15 protein-coding genes are annotated in these 16,926 nt (G+C 62.1%); 11 read left to right on the plus strand and 4 right to left on the minus strand.

The features are described 5' to 3' along the window. Positions 1-103: 103 nt before the first annotated feature. Positions 104-775: a ribose-5-phosphate isomerase RpiA gene (rpiA, locus tag ACUN0G_RS14780; protein ID WP_076013033.1), complete on the minus strand. Its 672-nt coding sequence runs from the start codon at positions 773-775 to the stop codon at positions 104-106. A 136-nt stretch (positions 776-911) separates the two neighbouring features. Between rpiA and ilvA the strand changes: the two genes are divergently transcribed. Both ilvA and ACUN0G_RS14790 read left to right on the plus strand, forming a co-directional pair. Next, on the plus strand, positions 912-2,426 hold the full coding sequence (gene ilvA / locus ACUN0G_RS14785; RefSeq protein ID WP_003213834.1) for a threonine ammonia-lyase, biosynthetic: 1,515 nt from the start codon (positions 912-914) through the stop codon (positions 2,424-2,426). Positions 2,427-2,466: 40 nt separating this feature from the next. After that, the gene (locus ACUN0G_RS14790) at positions 2,467-2,880 is read left to right on the plus strand and encodes a DUF2269 family protein (protein WP_177022346.1); all 414 of its coding nucleotides are present in this window, start codon (positions 2,467-2,469) and stop codon (positions 2,878-2,880) included. A 110-nt stretch (positions 2,881-2,990) separates the two neighbouring features. Here ACUN0G_RS14790 and ACUN0G_RS14795 read toward each other — a convergent pair whose 3' ends face one another. After that, the gene (locus tag ACUN0G_RS14795) at positions 2,991-3,647 is read right to left on the minus strand and encodes an HAD family hydrolase (protein ID WP_445573724.1); all 657 of its coding nucleotides are present in this window, start codon (positions 3,645-3,647) and stop codon (positions 2,991-2,993) included. Between the two features lie 143 nt (positions 3,648-3,790). On the opposite strand from ACUN0G_RS14795, the gene ACUN0G_RS14800 reads away from it, so the two are divergent. After that, the gene (locus ACUN0G_RS14800) at positions 3,791-4,270 is read left to right on the plus strand and encodes an RNA pyrophosphohydrolase (RefSeq protein WP_003176750.1); all 480 of its coding nucleotides are present in this window, start codon (positions 3,791-3,793) and stop codon (positions 4,268-4,270) included. Positions 4,271-4,292: 22 nt separating this feature from the next. Next, the gene (gene ptsP, locus ACUN0G_RS14805; RefSeq protein WP_003213828.1) at positions 4,293-6,572 is read left to right on the plus strand and encodes a phosphoenolpyruvate--protein phosphotransferase; all 2,280 of its coding nucleotides are present in this window, start codon (positions 4,293-4,295) and stop codon (positions 6,570-6,572) included. Between the two features lie 137 nt (positions 6,573-6,709). On the opposite strand, the gene ACUN0G_RS14810 is transcribed toward ptsP, so the two are convergent. Continuing rightward, positions 6,710-7,456: an NRDE family protein gene (locus tag ACUN0G_RS14810; RefSeq protein ID WP_445573725.1), complete on the minus strand. Its 747-nt coding sequence runs from the start codon at positions 7,454-7,456 to the stop codon at positions 6,710-6,712. 89 nt (positions 7,457-7,545) lie between these two features. Here ACUN0G_RS14810 and ACUN0G_RS14815 point away from each other — a divergent pair, with 89 nt between their 5' ends. From ACUN0G_RS14815 to ACUN0G_RS14825, 3 genes are all read left to right on the plus strand, one after another. Beyond that, positions 7,546-8,328, plus strand: coding sequence for a sulfite exporter TauE/SafE family protein (locus ACUN0G_RS14815; protein ID WP_017476560.1), 783 nt, complete (start codon positions 7,546-7,548; stop codon positions 8,326-8,328). 66 nt (positions 8,329-8,394) lie between these two features. Beyond that, positions 8,395-9,207, plus strand: a complete 813-nt coding sequence (lgt, locus tag ACUN0G_RS14820; protein ID WP_008438947.1) for a prolipoprotein diacylglyceryl transferase — start codon at positions 8,395-8,397, stop codon at positions 9,205-9,207. Positions 9,208-9,258: 51 nt separating this feature from the next. Continuing rightward, entirely contained in the window at positions 9,259-10,092 is an 834-nt protein-coding gene (locus tag ACUN0G_RS14825) for a thymidylate synthase (protein ID WP_008438950.1), read from the plus strand. Between the two features lie 125 nt (positions 10,093-10,217). Here the strand turns inward: ACUN0G_RS14825 and cadR are convergent, their stop codons facing one another. Further along, on the minus strand, positions 10,218-10,667 hold the full coding sequence (gene cadR / locus ACUN0G_RS14830) for a Cd(II)/Pb(II)-responsive transcriptional regulator (protein WP_017476559.1): 450 nt from the start codon (positions 10,665-10,667) through the stop codon (positions 10,218-10,220). 85 nt (positions 10,668-10,752) lie between these two features. Between cadR and ACUN0G_RS14835 the strand changes: the two genes are divergently transcribed. The 4 genes from ACUN0G_RS14835 (at position 10,753) to ACUN0G_RS14850 (ending at position 16,919) form a co-directional block, all read left to right on the plus strand. Continuing rightward, a complete protein-coding gene (locus ACUN0G_RS14835) occupies positions 10,753-13,023 on the plus strand; it encodes a heavy metal translocating P-type ATPase (RefSeq protein WP_445573726.1) in 2,271 nt (756 codons plus the stop codon). 16 nt (positions 13,024-13,039) lie between these two features. After that, positions 13,040-13,903 carry a LysR family transcriptional regulator gene (locus tag ACUN0G_RS14840; protein WP_421525231.1) on the plus strand — a complete coding sequence of 288 codons (864 nt, stop codon included), beginning with the start codon at positions 13,040-13,042 and terminating at the stop codon, positions 13,901-13,903. A gap of 225 nt (positions 13,904-14,128) precedes the next feature. Further along, positions 14,129-15,193, plus strand: coding sequence for a putative 2-aminoethylphosphonate ABC transporter ATP-binding protein (locus ACUN0G_RS14845; RefSeq protein ID WP_063026458.1), 1,065 nt, complete (start codon positions 14,129-14,131; stop codon positions 15,191-15,193). A gap of 1 nt (position 15,194) precedes the next feature. Further along, the gene (locus ACUN0G_RS14850; protein WP_445573727.1) at positions 15,195-16,919 is read left to right on the plus strand and encodes a putative 2-aminoethylphosphonate ABC transporter permease subunit; all 1,725 of its coding nucleotides are present in this window, start codon (positions 15,195-15,197) and stop codon (positions 16,917-16,919) included. The last annotated feature ends 7 nt before the right edge of the window (positions 16,920-16,926 follow it).

Here is a 16,926-nt window from a genome sequence, read left to right on the forward strand (position 1 = left end):
GCTTGCTCGCGAAAAACGTTACCGGTAACGCGGGTCGCCCTGAGCGGGCGAGGCGCTGGTTGGTTGTTCGCGGGCAAGCCCGCTCCTACAGTTGGGGAGCGGTTCAGGCTTTGAGGGTTTTCACGCCTTCCGGGGTGCCCAGCAGCAGTACGTCAGCCGGGCGTGCCGCGAACAGGCCGTTGGTGACGACGCCGACGATGGCATTGATCTGACGCTCCAGCTCCACCGGGTTGGTGATCTGCAGGTTGAACACGTCGATGATGATGTTGCCGTTGTCGGTCAGCACGCCTTCGCGGTAGACCGGGTCGCCGCCCAGCTTCACCAACTCGCGGGCCACGTGGCTGCGGGCCATCGGGATCACTTCCACCGGCAGCGGGAACGCGCCGAGGACGGGCACCAGTTTGCTGGCGTCGGCGATGCAGATGAAGGTCTTGGCCACGGCCGCTACGATCTTCTCGCGGGTCAGGGCTGCGCCGCCGCCCTTGATCAGGTTCAGGTGCGCGTCGCTTTCATCGGCGCCGTCGACATAGAACTCCAGGTCGCTGACGGTGTTCAGCTCATACACCGGAATACCGTGGCCCTTGAGCCGCGCAGCGGTGGCTTCGGAGCTGGCAACCGCGCCGTCGAACGCGCCTTTGTGCAGGGCCAGCGCATCGATAAAGCAGTTGGCGGTGGAGCCGGTGCCGACACCGACGATGCTTTTATCGTCGAGTTTAGGAAGGATTAAATCGACGGCGGCCTGGGCCACTGCCTGTTTGAGTTGATCCTGGGTCATGCGGGCTCCGGAACGGGCGGGGAGTAAAGAGGGGCGCGAGTATAACCCAACAAAACCTCGGTTTTCGTGTGGTCGCCCGGCCAAACGCTGGGTTAGACTCCTTGGCCCTGCCCAACCCGCCCAGTGATGCTTTCCGATGCTTGAACAGTACGTCAAAAAGATCCTCACCTCGCGCGTTTACGACGTTGCCGTAGAAACCCCGCTGCAGACCGCCCGCCAGCTCTCCGAGCGCCTGGGCAACAAGGTCTGGCTCAAGCGCGAAGACTTGCAGCCGGTGTTCTCGTTCAAGATTCGCGGTGCCTACAACAAGCTGACCCAGCTGAGTGCCGAAGAGCGTGCGCGCGGTGTGGTCACCGCTTCAGCGGGCAACCACGCTCAGGGCCTGGCCTTGGCGGCCAAGGTGCTGGGGGTCAAGGCCACCATCGTGATGCCCAAGACCACGCCCGAGATCAAGGTCGAAGGCGTGCGCTCCCGTGGCGGCAAAGTGGTGCTGCACGGGGATTCGTTCCCGGAAGCGCTGGCGTATTCGCTGAAGCTGGTCGACGAAAAAGGCTACGTCTACATTCACCCCTACGATGATCCGCACACCATTGCCGGGCAGGGCACCGTGGCGATGGAGATCCTGCGCCAGCACCCGGGGCCGCTGGACGCGATTTTCGTCCCGGTGGGCGGCGGTGGCCTGATCGCCGGGATCGCGGCGTACGTGAAATACCTGCGGCCTGAAATCAAGATCATCGGCGTCGAGCCGGACGACTCCAACTGCCTGCAAGCCGCCATGGCGGCGGGCGAGCGCGTGGTATTGCCGACCGTGGGCATCTTCGCCGACGGCGTGGCAGTGGCGCAGATCGGCCAGCACACCTTCGACATCTGCAAGGATTACGTGGATGAAGTGATCACCGTCAGCACCGATGAAATCTGCGCGGCGATCAAGGACATCTACGACGACACCCGCTCCATCACGGAACCGGCTGGCGCCCTGGGCGTGGCGGGCATCAAGAAGTACGTCGAGACCCGTGGCATCACCGGGCAAACCCTGGTGGCCATTGATTCCGGGGCTAACGTCAACTTCGACCGCCTGCGCCATGTGGCCGAGCGCGCCGAGCTGGGTGAAGGCCGCGAAGCCATCATCGCCGTGACCATTCCCGAGAAGCCGGGCAGCTTCAAGGCCTTCTGCGAGGCCGTGGGCAAGCGCCAGATCACCGAATTCAACTACCGCTACCACTCTGGTCGCGAGGCGCACATTTTTGTCGGCGTGCAGACCCACCCGGAAAACGACCCGCGCAGTGCACTGATCGCCAGCCTCACCAGCCAGGGTTTCCCGGTGCTGGACCTGACGGAAAACGAACTGGCCAAGCTGCACATCCGCCATATGGTCGGTGGCCATGCGGCGCACGTCAGCGACGAAGTGGTGTTCCGCTTCGAATTCCCGGAACGTCCGGGGGCGTTGTTCAACTTCCTGAACAAATTGGGCGGGCGCTGGAACATCTCGATGTTCCACTATCGCAACCACGGCGCCGCTGACGGGCGCGTAGTGGCGGGCCTGCAAGTGCCGGCGGACGAGCGCCACCTGGTGCCGGCGGCGCTGGAAGCCATTGGCTACCCGTACTGGGATGAAAGTGATAACCCGGCCTACCAACTGTTCCTCGGTTGAGCGACTACGCTGACTGAGCGGCCTTCAAGGAATCGAGAACATGGAAACGCTGACCACCCTTAAAGTTATCCACATCGCGGCCACGGTGTTGCTGCTGCTCAGCGGCGTCGCGCTGGCGGTGCTGGCCTGGCGCAAACGCAGTGCGGGGCCGGCCTATACCGTGCAGCGGCCCTGGGTGTTTGTGTGGTTGTTGATGGGGATTTGCGTGGTGAGCATGCCGTTCACCGGCTGGTGGCTGGCGCACCTGATCGGCTGGCCGCTGGGGCAAACCTGGATTCTGGGCTCGAGCGTGATCTACACCGTGGCGGCGCTGAGCTGGTTCTGGCTGGTGGTGCGGCTTAATCGACTGCGATTGGGCGGGGCGGGGAGTTTGAACTTTACCGTGGCGCTGGCGGTTGTGAGCCTGGTGGGGTTTGTGGCGATTGCCGGGTTGATGGGTGCCAAACCCGTCTAGATGATCGTTCCCACGCTCCGCGTGGTAACGCCGCCCGGGACGCTCCGCGTCCCAAGAGCGGACGCAGAGCGTCCAGTGATGCATTCCCACGCGGAGCGTGGGAACGATCTTTAGCCGCGCAGAGTAATCACCGGCCAACCACGCTTCTCAGCCTCAGCCCGCAGATTCGGATCCGGATCCACTGCCACCGCATGCGTCACCTGCTCCAGCAACGGCAGGTCATTCATCGAATCGCTATAGAAGTAACTGTCCTCCAGGCTGTACCCGGTCTCTTCCAGCCAACGATTCAAGCGCGTCACCTTGCCCTCGCGAAAACACGGTACATCGGTGCTGCGCCCGGTGTAGCGGCCGTTTTCCATCTCGCATTCGGTGGCGATCAGGGTTTCCACGCCCAGGCGTGCGGCAATTGGCGCGGTGACGAAACGGTTGGTGGCGGTGATGATCACCAGCTTGTCGCCCGCGGCGCGGTGTTTGGCCAGCAGTTCAACGGCCAGGGGCAGCACGATCGGCTCGATGCAGTCGCGCATGTAGTCACGGTGCCACTCCTCCAACTGGGCCATCTCGGTGCGGCCGAGGATTTCCAGGCAGAAGTTCAGGTACTCGGCGTTATCCAGCTTGCCGGCCAGGTAGTCCTGGTAGAACTCATCGTTGCGGGCCTTGTAGGCCACGGCGTCGAGAATCCCGCGTTCACAGAGGTAATCGCCCCAGGCGTGATCGCTGTCACCCCCCAAAAGCGTGTTGTCCAAGTCGAATAAAGCCAGGCGCATTGCAGTTACTCGCTGAAAAGTCTGTAAAAAGGCGTCCAGAATACGGTCTTTTCACAAGAGTGCACATAAGGTAAGCAGCCTCGTTGCCGCTGTATCAATCTTTGTGGAACAATGCGGTGACATGCGTTTGCGAGGTTGTTGCCGTGATCGACCCCGATGGTTTCCGTCCTAATGTCGGGATTATTCTTACGAATGATGCCGGACAGGTGCTATGGGCTCGCCGTATCAACCAAGATGCCTGGCAGTTTCCTCAAGGCGGAATCAACCCCGACGAAACCCCTGAAGACGCCTTGTACCGTGAGTTGAACGAAGAAGTAGGCCTTGAACGTGAAGATGTGCAAATTCTGGCCTGCACCCGAGGCTGGTTGCGCTATCGTTTGCCGCAACGTCTGGTGCGTACCCACAGCCAACCGCTGTGCATCGGCCAGAAACAGAAATGGTTTCTCCTGCGCCTGATCTCCAACGAGCAGCGGGTGCGGATGGATTTGACCGGTAAACCGGAGTTCGATGGCTGGCGTTGGGTCAGTTATTGGTATCCGTTGGGCCAGGTGGTGACATTCAAGCGCGAGGTTTATCGTCGCGCTCTTAAAGAGCTTGCCCCGCGCCTTTTAGCGCGCGACTGACGACGGAGTTCGACCCCGAGCCATGCTCAATACGCTGCGCAAGATCGTCCAGGAAGTTAACTCCGCCAAGGATCTCAAGGCGGCGTTGGGGATTATTGTGTTGCGCGTCAAGGAAGCCATGGGCAGCCAGGTCTGCTCGGTTTACCTGCTGGACCCCGAGACCAACCGTTTTGTCCTGATGGCCACCGAGGGCTTGAACAAGCGCTCCATCGGCAAGGTCAGCATGGCGCCCAATGAGGGTCTGGTGGGCCTGGTGGGGACGCGTGAAGAACCCCTGAACCTCGAAAACGCGGCCGATCACCCGCGTTATCGCTACTTTGCCGAAACCGGCGAAGAGCGCTACGCCTCGTTCCTCGGTGCACCGATCATTCACCACCGCCGCGTTGTCGGCGTGTTGGTCATCCAGCAGAAAGAACGCCGCCAGTTCGACGAAGGTGAAGAAGCCTTCCTCGTGACCATGAGCGCGCAGCTCGCCGGGGTTATCGCCCACGCCGAGGCCACCGGTTCGATTCGCGGCCTGGGGCGCCAGGGCAAGGGTATCCAGGAAGCCAAGTTCGTCGGCGTACCGGGTTCGCCGGGCGCTGCCGTCGGTACCGCCGTAGTGATGCTGCCGCCGGCCGACCTGGACGTGGTGCCGGACAAGACCGTCACCGACATCGACGCTGAAATCATCCTGTTCAAGACCGCCCTCGAAGGCGTACGCAATGACATGCGCACCCTGTCGACCAAGCTGGCCACCCAGCTGCGGCCTGAAGAACGGGCGTTGTTCGACGTGTACCTGATGATGCTCGACGACGCGTCCCTGGGCAGCGAAGTCAAGGACGTGATCAAGACCGGGCAGTGGGCCCAGGGCGCGCTGCGCCAGGTGGTCACCGATCACGTCAACCGTTTCGAATTGATGGACGACGCCTACCTGCGCGAACGCGCCTCGGACGTGAAAGACCTCGGTCGCCGCCTGCTGGCCTACCTGCAGGAAGAACGCTCGACCACCCTGGTGTACCCCGACAACACCATCCTGATCAGTGAAGAGCTGACCGCCACCATGCTCGGCGAAGTGCCGGAAGGCAAACTGGTGGGCCTGGTCTCGGTATTGGGTTCGGGTAACTCCCACGTCGCGATCCTGGCCCGGGCCATGGGCATTCCGACGGTGATGGGCCTGGTGGACCTGCCGTATTCCAAGGTCGACGGCATCGAAATGATCGTCGACGGCTACCACGGTGAGGTCTACACCAACCCCAGCGAAGTGCTGCGCAAGCAATACGCTGAAGTGGTGGAAGAAGAACGCCAGCTGTCCCAGGGCCTCGACGCCCTGCGGGAACTGCCGTGTGTGACCCTCGACGGCCACCGCGTACCGCTGCTGGTCAACACCGGCCTGCTGGCGGACGTGGCACGCGCACAACAGCGCGGCGCTGAAGGTGTCGGGCTGTACCGCACCGAAGTGCCGTTCATGATCAACCAACGTTTTCCGAGTGAGAAGGAGCAGCTGGCGATTTATCGCGAGCAACTGTCCGCCTTCCATCCGTTACCGGTGACCATGCGCAGCCTGGACATTGGCGGCGACAAGTCACTGTCGTATTTCCCCATCAAGGAAGACAACCCCTTCCTTGGTTGGCGCGGTATTCGCGTTACCCTCGACCATCCTGAAATCTTCCTCGTCCAGACCCGCGCCATGCTCAAGGCCAGCGAAGGTCTGAACAACCTGCGCATTCTGCTCCCGATGATCTCCGGCACCCACGAGCTGGAAGAGGCGCTGCACCTGATCCACCGGGCGTGGGGCGAAGTGCGCGACGAAGGCGCCGACGTGCCGATGCCGCCGATTGGCGTGATGATCGAGATTCCGGCGGCGGTGTATCAGGCTAAAGAGCTGGCGCGGCAGGTGGACTTTCTGTCGGTGGGCTCCAACGACCTGACCCAATACCTGCTGGCCGTGGACCGCAACAACCCACGGGTGGCCGACCTCTACGACTACCTGCACCCGGCGGTGCTGCAAGCCTTGCAGAACGTGGTGCGCGACGCCCATGCCGAAGGCAAGCAAGTGAGTATCTGCGGCGAGATGGCCGGTGACCCGGCGGCGGCCGTGCTGTTGATGGCGATGGGCTTTGACAGCCTGTCGATGAACGCCACCAACTTGCCGAAGGTGAAATGGATGCTGCGTCAGATCAACCTGAGCCGGGCCAAGGAACTGCTGGCGGAATTGATGACCATCGACAACCCGCAAGTTATCCACAGCTCGCTGCAATTGGCGCTGAAGAACCTAGGGTTGGCGCGGATGATCAATCCGGCGTCTGCAAAGAGCCTCTAACCGGATTCCAGAGCCTGTCCCCAATCGAAATGTGGGAGCGGGCTTGCTCGCGAAGGCGGCGTGTCAGCCAATACATAAGCTGACTGATGCACCGCTTTCGCGAGCAAGCCCGCTCCCACATTTGGTTTGCGTGAGGTTCAGATTTTCAGTTCAACTTCACCCAACTGCCCGCCATACGGCCCAAAACTGCGCTCCACGATATGCCGTGTCCCGTCGGCATTCACAATCAGCGCCGTACTCGCCCGCGTCCCATAACTGGGGCTGGCAATAAACACACTCGACAACAAGCTCTCCGTCGCCAAGCCCACGCCGGTGTCCGGCAATTCGGCAAACGGCGCAGTCTGCGGATCGCTCAAAATCCCCAGCAAGGCCTCGGGCTGCGGATCCGCCAACACTTGCGCCAACGCCGCCTTCGCCTTCAACAGCTTCGGCCACGGCGTATCCAGCCCCGCATTGGATAGCCCATAAACCCCTGCTTCCAAGCGCGTCGGAGCGGACTCCTTGGCGTTGTAGTGCCACAACTCGTCCCGCGTCCCCACCAACAGGTTAAACCCGGCATATTCAATCGATCTGCCGTTAACGTCTGCCAAGTAATCGTCAATCAGCAGCGAACCACTGAGAAACCGCGCCACCAATTCACCCCGCGACTTGCGGGCCGGCGGCTGGTGCGGGTCACGAATATTGGTCAGCGCCGCAAAGCGCCCATCCGCCCCAACCCCCAGCCAGGTCCCGCCGGCTTCCTGATCGCGCCCGGCGTAAACATGGGGCGCATCCAGCCACTGGGCCAACGGCAGACTGGGCCGGGCATAAAACTCATCACGGTTGGCCGCGACGATCAGCGGCTGGGCGTGGCCCGGCCGCCAGGCAAAAACAATCAGGCACATAAGGCAATCCCTTTGTGTTTTGCCCACTCTACCCATAGAACCCTGTGCTTTGCATCCGTTAACATGCCGGTCTGTTTTCGGGGGCTCCCATGGAATTTCTGCTGTATTTGCTGCTGGGTTCCTGTGCGGGCATGCTCGCCGGGCTGTTCGGCGTGGGCGGCGGCATCATTATCGTGCCCGTGCTGGTGTTCAGCTTCACCTTGCAGGGCTTCGATCCCTCGGTGTTGACCCACCTCGCTGTCGGCACATCCCTGGCGTCTATTATCTTCACGTCGGTGAATGCGGTGCGTGAGCATCACCGGCGCGGCGCCGTGCGCTGGCCGATCTTTGTGTGGATGGCCGTGGGCATCCTGCTGGGCGCAGGCGTTGGCGCGTTGACCGCTGAAGCGATCTCCGGGCCGCACTTGCAGAAGATCATCGGTGTGTTCGCCCTGGTGATCGCGTTGCAGATGACCCTGGAGCTCAAGCCCAAGGCCAGCCGCCAGGTGCCGGGCAAGCTCGGCCTGACCCTGGCGGGCGGCGTGATCGGCTGGTCGTCGGCGATTTTCGGCACCGGCGGCGGTTCGTTGACCGTGCCGTTCCTGACCTGGCGCAGCGTGCCGATGCAGCAGGCAGTGGCCACTTCGTCGGCCTGCGGCTTGCCGATCGCCCTGGCCAGTGCATTAAGTTTCATGATTCTGGGCTGGCATGATCCGTTGCTGCCCGAGCATAGTCTCGGCTTTGTGTATTTGCCGGCGCTGCTGGGCATTGCCCTGACCAGCATGGTGGCGGCCCGTTTCGGCGCGCGCCTGGCGCATCGGTTATCGCCGCGCTTGCTCAAGCGGCTGTTCGCCGGCTTGCTGTTTTGCGTGGGTTTGAATTTTTTGTTGTAACGCAGGCTTAATCGCGCACCGGCATGGTCCGATGCGCCATGACTATTGATTTAACGAGGAGTCGCAATGCTGCCTTACCCGCAGATCAACCCGGTGGCCGTGGCCATCGGTCCGCTGCAAATCCACTGGTACGGGTTGATGTACCTGATCGGCATCGGCGGTGCCTGGCTGCTGGCTTCCCGGCGCCTGAACCGTTTCGACCCGACCTGGACCAAGGAGAAGCTCTCCGACATGGTGTTCTGGATGTCGATGGGGGTCATCGTCGGCGGACGCCTGGGGTATGTGCTGTTCTACGATCTGCCAGCCTACATCGCCAACCCGACGCTGATCTTCGAGGTGTGGAAGGGCGGCATGGCGTTCCACGGCGGGTTTGTGGGGGTGATGATCGCTGCCTGGTGGTTTGGCCGGCGTAACGGCAAGTCGTTCTTCCAGCTGATGGACTTCGTCGCGCCGTTCGTGCCAATTGGCCTGGGTGCCGGGCGTATCGGTAACTTCATCAATGCCGAATTGTGGGGCAAGCCGACCGACGTGCCGTGGGCCATGGTGTTCCCGCCGTTCAGCGACCCGGCGCAATTGCCGCGTCATCCGTCGCAGCTGTACCAGTTCGCCCTGGAAGGTGTGGCGCTGTTCCTGATCCTCTATATCTTCTCGCGCAAGCCACGCCCAACCATGGCCGTGTCGGGGATGTTCGCGCTGTTCTACGGGATCTTCCGCTTTATCGTCGAGTTCGTGCGGGTGCCGGATGCGCAGCTGGGCTACCTGGCGTGGGGCTGGTTGACCATGGGTCAGATTCTCAGCCTGCCGATGATCATCGCCGGCCTGGGCCTGCTGTGGTGGGCTTACAATCGCCCCCAGGGCATCAAGAACACCGCGCTTTAAATTCGAACGCCGGGGCCCGCGGGTCCCGGCTTCAACGATACAGGTATAGACATGAAGCAATATCTCGAACTACTGAACGATGTCGTGACCAATGGCCTGACCAAGGGCGACCGTACCGGCACCGGCACCAAGGCCGTGTTTGCCCGTCAGTTTCGGCATAGCTTGGCCGACGGCTTCCCGCTGCTGACCACCAAGAAGCTTCACTTCAAAAGCATCGCCAACGAATTGATCTGGATGTTGAGTGGCAACACCAACATCAAGTGGCTGAACGAGAATGGCGTAAAGATCTGGGACGAATGGGCCACCGAAGACGGTGACCTGGGCCCGGTGTACGGCGAGCAGTGGACCGCGTGGCCAACCAAGGACGGCGGCAAGATCAACCAGATCGACTACATGGTCGAGACGCTGAAGACCAACCCCAACAGCCGCCGCATCCTGTTCCACGGCTGGAACGTCGAGTACCTGCCGGACGAGACCAAGAGCCCCCAGCAAAACGCCCGGGACGGCAAGCAAGCGCTGCCGCCTTGCCACCTGCTGTACCAGGCCTTTGTGCATGACGGGCATCTGTCGATGCAGTTGTACATCCGCAGCTCCGATGTATTCCTCGGCCTGCCATACAACACCGCGGCCCTGGCGTTGCTCACCCATATGCTGGCCCAGCAGTGCGACCTGATCCCTCACGAGATCATCGTCACCACGGGCGACACCCATGCCTACAGCAACCATATGGAACAAATCCAGACCCAGCTGGCGCGCACGCCGAAGAAGCTGCCGGAACTGGTGATCAAGCGCAAACCCGCGTCGATCTACGATTACAAATTCGAAGACTTTGAAATCGTGGGTTATGACGCTGATCCGAGCATCAAGGCCGACGTGGCTATCTAAAGGCGATCTCGGTCCCAATGTGGGAGCGGGCTTGCTCGCGAATACGGTGTATCAGAAACACATTCAGTGGCTGACACTCCGCTTTCGCGAGCAAGCCCGCTCCCACATTTGTTTTGTGTACACTTTCAATGGCCGTGGCTTCTGCCCACATGTGAGGGCTCAGCCTCGCTGGCCGCGACACTCCCGCTGACTTCCAGCCGCTGCAAAATCCCGCACTGATCCAGATCCGGCCCGCCGCCGCAGCGTTGGCGCAGGTCGAGCAACTGTTCCTGCAACGCCAGCAGCCCGTCGATCCGCGCCTTCACGTGGTGGATGTGCTCGTCAATCAATGCATTCACGCTTTCGCACTGATCCTGAGGACTGTCCCGCAGGCCCAGCAGGCTGCGAATTTCCTCAAGGGTCATGTCCAGGCTGCGGCAGTTGCGGATAAACACCAGCCGTTCGGTGTGCGCCTGGGTGTACAGGCGGTAGTTTCCATCGCTGCGCGCAGGCGGCGGCAGCAGGCCTTCCTTCTCGTAATAACGGATGGTTTCCACTTGGCAATCCGTCAATTTTGCCAATTCGCCAATCTTCATCGCAGCAATCTCCAAAAGGGTGCTTGACCCTATAGTGGCTACAGGGTCTTTACTTGGCAACAGGCACCTTTACGGACGCGACAGAATGAGCGATTCCATCCACACCCCGCACAAGCACGACCATGATCATGACCATGCGCACGATCACGGCCCCAAGCTGAAACCTGTGCAGAAGCACGACCATGGCAGCCATGGTGATTCCTGCTGTTCCAGCAAGGCCGCGCCGGCGCTGGTGAAGCTGACTGAAGCCCCGACGGCGGGCTCGCGGCTGAGTACCTTCCGCATTGAAGCCATGGACTGCCCCACCGAGCAGACGCTGATCCAGAACAAACTGGGCAAGCTCGCCGGTGTGCAGCAACTGGAATTCAACCTGATCAACCGCATTCTCGGCGTGACCCACGACCTGCCGACGACCGCGCCGATCATCGACGCCATCAAGTCCCTGGGCATGCAGGCGGATCCCATCGAAGAGGGCGTCGCCCCGGCGGAACCGCCGGCGAAGAAGCACTGGTGGCCACTGGCCGTGTCCGGCGTGGGCGCGTTGGGTGCCGAAGTGCTGCACTTCACCAACGCAGCCCCGACGTGGGTGATCGCCCTGGTCGCGCTGATCTCGATCTTCAGCGGCGGCCTCACCACCTATAAAAAGGGCTGGATTGCCCTGAAGAACCTCAACCTGAACATCAACGCCCTCATGAGCATCGCCGTCACCGGCGCGATCCTGATCGGCCAGTGGCCTGAAGCCGCGATGGTGATGTTCCTGTTTACCGTGGCGGAGTTGATCGAAGCCAAGTCTCTGGACCGTGCACGTAACGCCATCAGCGGCTTGATGCAGATGACCCCGGAACAGGCCACGGTTCGTCAGGCCGACGGCAGTTGGGTTGAACAGGATGTCAAAATCATCGAACTGGGCGCCATCGTGCGGGTTCGCCCCGGCGAGCGGATTGGTCTCGACGGTGAAGTCACCTCCGGCCAGTCCACCATCGATCAGGCGCCGATTACCGGTGAAAGCCTGCCGATTGAAAAGACCGTGGGCGACAAAGTCTTCGCCGGCACCATCAACCAGGCCGGTTCCCTGGAATACAAAGTCACCGCCGCCGCCAATAACTCGACCCTGGCGCGGATCATCCACGCCGTGGAACAGGCCCAGGGCGCCCGCGCGCCTACCCAGCGTTTTGTCGACACCTTCGCCAAGGTCTACACCCCGGCGGTGTTTATCTTTGCCTTGGGCGTGGCGCTGATTCCGCCGCTGTTCATGGCAGGCGTGTGGTTTGACTGGATCTACCGTGCGCTGGTATTGCTGGTCGTCGCCTGCCCGTGTGCGCTGGTGATTTCCACCCCGGTGACCATCGTCAGCGGCCTGGCCGCCGCGGCGCGCAAAGGCATCCTGATCAAGGGTGGCGTGTACCTGGAGGGCGGTTACAAACTCGACTACCTGGCCCTGGACAAGACCGGCACCATCACCCACGGCAAACCGGTGCAAACCGATTACCTGTCGCTGTTCCCGAACATGGAAGACAGCGCCCCAGCCCTGGCCGCGAGCCTCGCCGGGCGCTCCGATCACCCAGTGTCCCTGGCCATCGCCAATGCGGCTGTGGATAAGAATCTCACCGCTCACACTGTGGATAACTTCGAAGCCCTGGCGGGTCGCGGTGTGAAGGGTGAAATCAACGGTGAAGTCTATTACCTGGGCAATCACCGTCTGGTGGAAGAGCTGAACCTGTGCTCGCCGGCCCTTGAAGAAAAACTCTTCGCCCTGGAAAAACAAGGCAAGTCCGTGGTCCTGCTGCTGGATAAATCCGGCCCGCTGGCGCTGTTCGCCGTGGCCGACACCGTGAAAGACACCAGCCGCGAGGCCATCCAACAGTTGCATGACTTGGGCATCAAGACCCTGATGCTCACCGGCGACAACACCCACACCGCCAAGGCAATCGCCGATCAGGTCGGCATCGACCAGGCCCAGGGCGACCTGTTGCCCACCGACAAACTGCAAGCCATCGAAGCGCTCTACGCCAAGGGCCACCGGGTGGGCATGGTCGGCGACGGCATCAACGACGCCCCGGCGCTGGCCCGTTCCGAGATCGGGTTTGCCATGGCCGCCGCCGGTACCGACACCGCCATCGAGACCGCCGACGTGGCACTGATGGACGACGACCTGCGCAAGATTCCGGCATTCATTCAACTGTCGCGGCGCACGTCGAGTATCCTCAAGCAGAACATTGCCCTGGCCCTGGTGATCAAGGCGATCTTCCTGGCGGTGACCTTCCTTGGGATGGCCACCATGTGGATGGCAGTGTTCGCCGACATGGGCGTGAGCCTGCTGGTGGTGTTCAATGGCCTGCGCCTGTTGCGCAAATAGTCGATGAGAGGGTGGTGTGCTGAGTGCCGAGCTGAAGGCGTTTTACATGGTCGCCCGCCTGGGCAGTATTACCCAGGCGGCGAAAAAGCTCGGGCTGAGCCAGCCCACGGTGACCACCCAGATTCGTCACCTGGAAAGCCAGTACTCGGTGGAGTTGTTCTACCGAGGCGGGCGCCGACTGACCGTCAGCGAGGAAGGCGCGCGGCTGTTGCCGATGGTCAAGGCGCTGTTGCAGCAGGAAGCGGACATCGAGTTTTTTCTGCGCAACAGTGGCCAGGTGCAAGGCACGTTGAGGATTGCCGCGACGGCGCCTTATTACATCCTCGACCTGGTCAAAACCTTCCGCGAGCGGCTGCCGCAGGTTGAGGTTTCGGTGGAGATCGGCAACTCCCAGCAGGTGCTGGAAGCGCTGGATGACTACCGCGTCGACGTCGCTGCCTCATCTCAACTGCTTGAAGACCCGCGCCTGATCCGGCGGGTACTGGGCATGGACCCGCTGGTGCTGGCGGTGCATCGCAATCATCCGCTGGCAGTGCTCGACCATGTGCCACTGACCGCGCTGGCCGGGCATACCTTGCTGATGCGCGAGCCAGGCTCCACCACCCGCCGATTGACTGAAGAGATGTTACAGGGCGCTGGCGTGAGTTACGGGCCGCTGCTGGAGATCGGCAGCCGGGAATCGATCCGTGAGGCAGTGCTGCGCAATATCGGCATCAGCATCATTGCCCGCCAGGAAGTGCCCCATGACCCGCAATTGCGCGTGCTGACCATCGAGAACGCCCCGCAGATTCCCGAGTATTTGTACTGCCTCAAAGAGCGAAAGGGCGCCCGATTGCCGGCGGCTTTCCTGGGGTTGGCGCAGGAAATGTCTCCTCTCTGATCGTTCCCATGCTCTGCGTGGGAACGCCGGCCTGGACGCTCCGCGTCCGCTCTTAAGGTCGTGACGCGGAGCGTCACAGGATGTATTCCCACGCAGAGCGTAGGAACAATCTGTTGGCCCTACCCAAATCCACCAATACCACTATCGCCACGTTTTGCCTTTCTGCCACATGAGGGACGCATTGCCTGCCTAGGATGACCTTCATCAGTTTGATGAGGTGCCTCCATGAACACAGCCATGACCAACCCCGGCGCGCCAATGAAGGTGCGCGGTGTGCAGAAACGCTTCGGCGCCTTTACCGCGCTGGATAACGTGTCCCTGGATGTCGCCGCCGGCGAACTGGTGTGCCTGCTGGGCCCGTCGGGCTGCGGCAAGACCACCTTGCTGCGCTGCATCGCCGGCCTGGAACGCCAGGACAGCGGCGAGTTGTACCTCGGCGACCGCGACGTTTCCCTGCTGGCACCCCAGGCACGGGACTACGGCATTCTGTTCCAGTCCTACGCGCTGTTTCCCAATCTCACCGTCGAAGCGAACATCGGCTACGGCCTCACCGGCAGTGGCCGCGATGAAGTGCGCAAGCGCGTCGGGCAGATGCTGGAACTCGTAGGCCTGGTGGGCAGCGAAAAGAAATTCCCCGGTCAACTCTCCGGCGGCCAGCAGCAGCGTGTGGCCCTGGCCCGCGCCCTGGCGCCGGCGCCGTCCTTGTTGTTGCTGGACGAACCCATGTCGGCCCTCGATGCCCGGGTTCGCGAGCATCTGTGCACCGAGCTGCGCCAACTGCAACGCCGCCTGGGCATCACCACCCTGATGGTTACCCACAACCAGGACGAGGCCATGCTGATGGCCGACCGCATTGCCGTGATGAACAACGGCAAGGTCGAGCAATACGCCACGCCCCAGGAAATCTACGACCGCCCGGCCACGCCGTTCGTGGCCGAGTTCGTCGGCCAGGGCAACTGGCTGCCGTTCAGCCGCAACAGCGCCAGCCACGCCCAGGTCGGCGGGATGAATATGCGCCTGGCGGAAAACTCCGGTGCCGCAAAATCGGGCCGTCTGTTCTGCCGCCCGGAAGCCATCAGCGTCAACCCGCCGGTGCATGAAGAAAACCTGTTCCCGGCCAAGGTCCGCGAGATCACCTTCCTCGGCAACCGCTGCCGCATGAGCTTTGAGCTGGACCAACTGCCCGGCCATCCGCTGCTCGCCGAACTGGCCCCGGAAGCCATGCCGCGCCTCGGCGCCCAGGACATCTGGGTCGCGCTGCCCCCGCGCAGCCTGCAGGTGTTTGCCTGAGATGGCCCGCGATATGACTCTGCCGATACCCGATAACGTGGCTCGTCAGGTTTCCCGTGCCGAAGTCGGCGACCGTATTTTTGTAGTCGGCGGCAAGCTGCTCTGGCTGTGCCTGCTGGGCGTCGCGGTACTGCTGCCGCTGCTGGCCATCTTCTGGCGCGGCTTCAGCAGTGAAGCCGGGCAGGGCGGTGGCCTGGTGGCGGCGCGGGAACTGGTCACCAGCGACAACTTCCACTGGTTGCTGGGTAACAGCCTGAAGGTTTCCGGCAGCGTGGCGGCCATCGTCGTACCCTTGGCCTACCTGTTTGCCTACGCCCTGCAACGCACGTTGATTCCGGGCAAGGCGATCTGGCGTGGCATGTCGCTGCTGCCGTTGATGGCGCCGTCGATGCTGCCCGGGATTGCGCTGGTCTACCTGTTCGGTAACCAGGGCATGCTGCGCGGGCTGCTGTCGGACAACATCTATGGCTTCTGGGGCATCGTCCTCGGCGAAGTGATCTACACCTTTCCCCATGCCTTGATGATCCTGTTGTCGGCGCTTTCCCTGGCGGATGCACGCTTGTTTGACGCCGCATCGAGCATGGGCGCGAGTCCCGCCCGGGCGTTTCGCAGCATCACCTGGCCGGCGACGCGCCAGGCCGTGTTTGCCGCGTTTTGCCTGGTGTTCACCCTGACCATCACTGACTTTGGCGTGCCCGTGGTAGTCGGCGGCGATTATCAAGTGCTGGCGCTGGAAGCCTACAAAGCTGTGGTCGGCCAGCAACAATTTGGCCGCGGTGCCTTGATCGGCATGGTCCTGCTGCTGCCGGCACTGTTCAGTTTTGGTGTCGACGCCTGGCTACGCCGTCGCCATGGCGACTCCATGAGCGGCCGCGCCCAAGTGTTCCAGCCGGCGCCGTCGAAACTGCGGGATGGCTGCTACCTGGCCATCGTCCTGCTGATCTGCACGATCCTGTTGCTGGTGTTCGGCATGGCGGTCTACTCATCGCTGGTGAAGTTCTGGCCCTATAACCTGTCGCTGTCACTGGCCCACTACCAGTTCGAGGACACGGCCGGCGGCGGTTGGCTGGCCTACCGCAACAGCATCACCATGGCCCTGTGCACTGCATTGATCGGCAGCGTGCTGATCTTCACCGGCGCCTACCTGATGGAAAAAACCAAGGGCCAGAAGGGCCTGAACCTGGCGCTGCGCATGCTCAGCTTCGTGCCGATGGCGGTGCCAGGGTTGGTGCTGGGCCTGGGCTACGTGTTTTTTTTCAACCTCAACGGCAATCCGCTGCATGTGCTCTACGGCACCATGACGCTGCTGGTGGTGTGCACCATTGCTCACTATTTGACCACCGCACAGATGACCGCCACCACGGCCCTGCGCCAGTTGGACGCCGAGTTCGAAGCCGCCGCGCTGTCCCTGAAGGCGCCGCTGTACCGGCATTACCTGCGGGTCACCGTGCCGATCTGCCTGCCGGCGTTGCTGGACATCGTGCGCTACCTGTTCGTCTCGGCGATGACCACCGTCTCCGCCGCGATCTTCCTCTACAGCCCCGACACCATCCTAGCGGCAGTCGCCGTGCTGAACATGGACGACGCCGGCAACGTCGGCGGCGCGGCGGCCATGTCGACCCTGATTCTGTTCACCTCGGCGGGCGTGTCCTTGCTGCTGGCGTGGGCCTCACGCGGCTTGTTGCGCCGCTCCCAGGCCTGGCGCCAAACCGCGCCCGGCCAATAAATCATCC

Source organism: Pseudomonas sp. 32A (assembly GCF_052682255.1).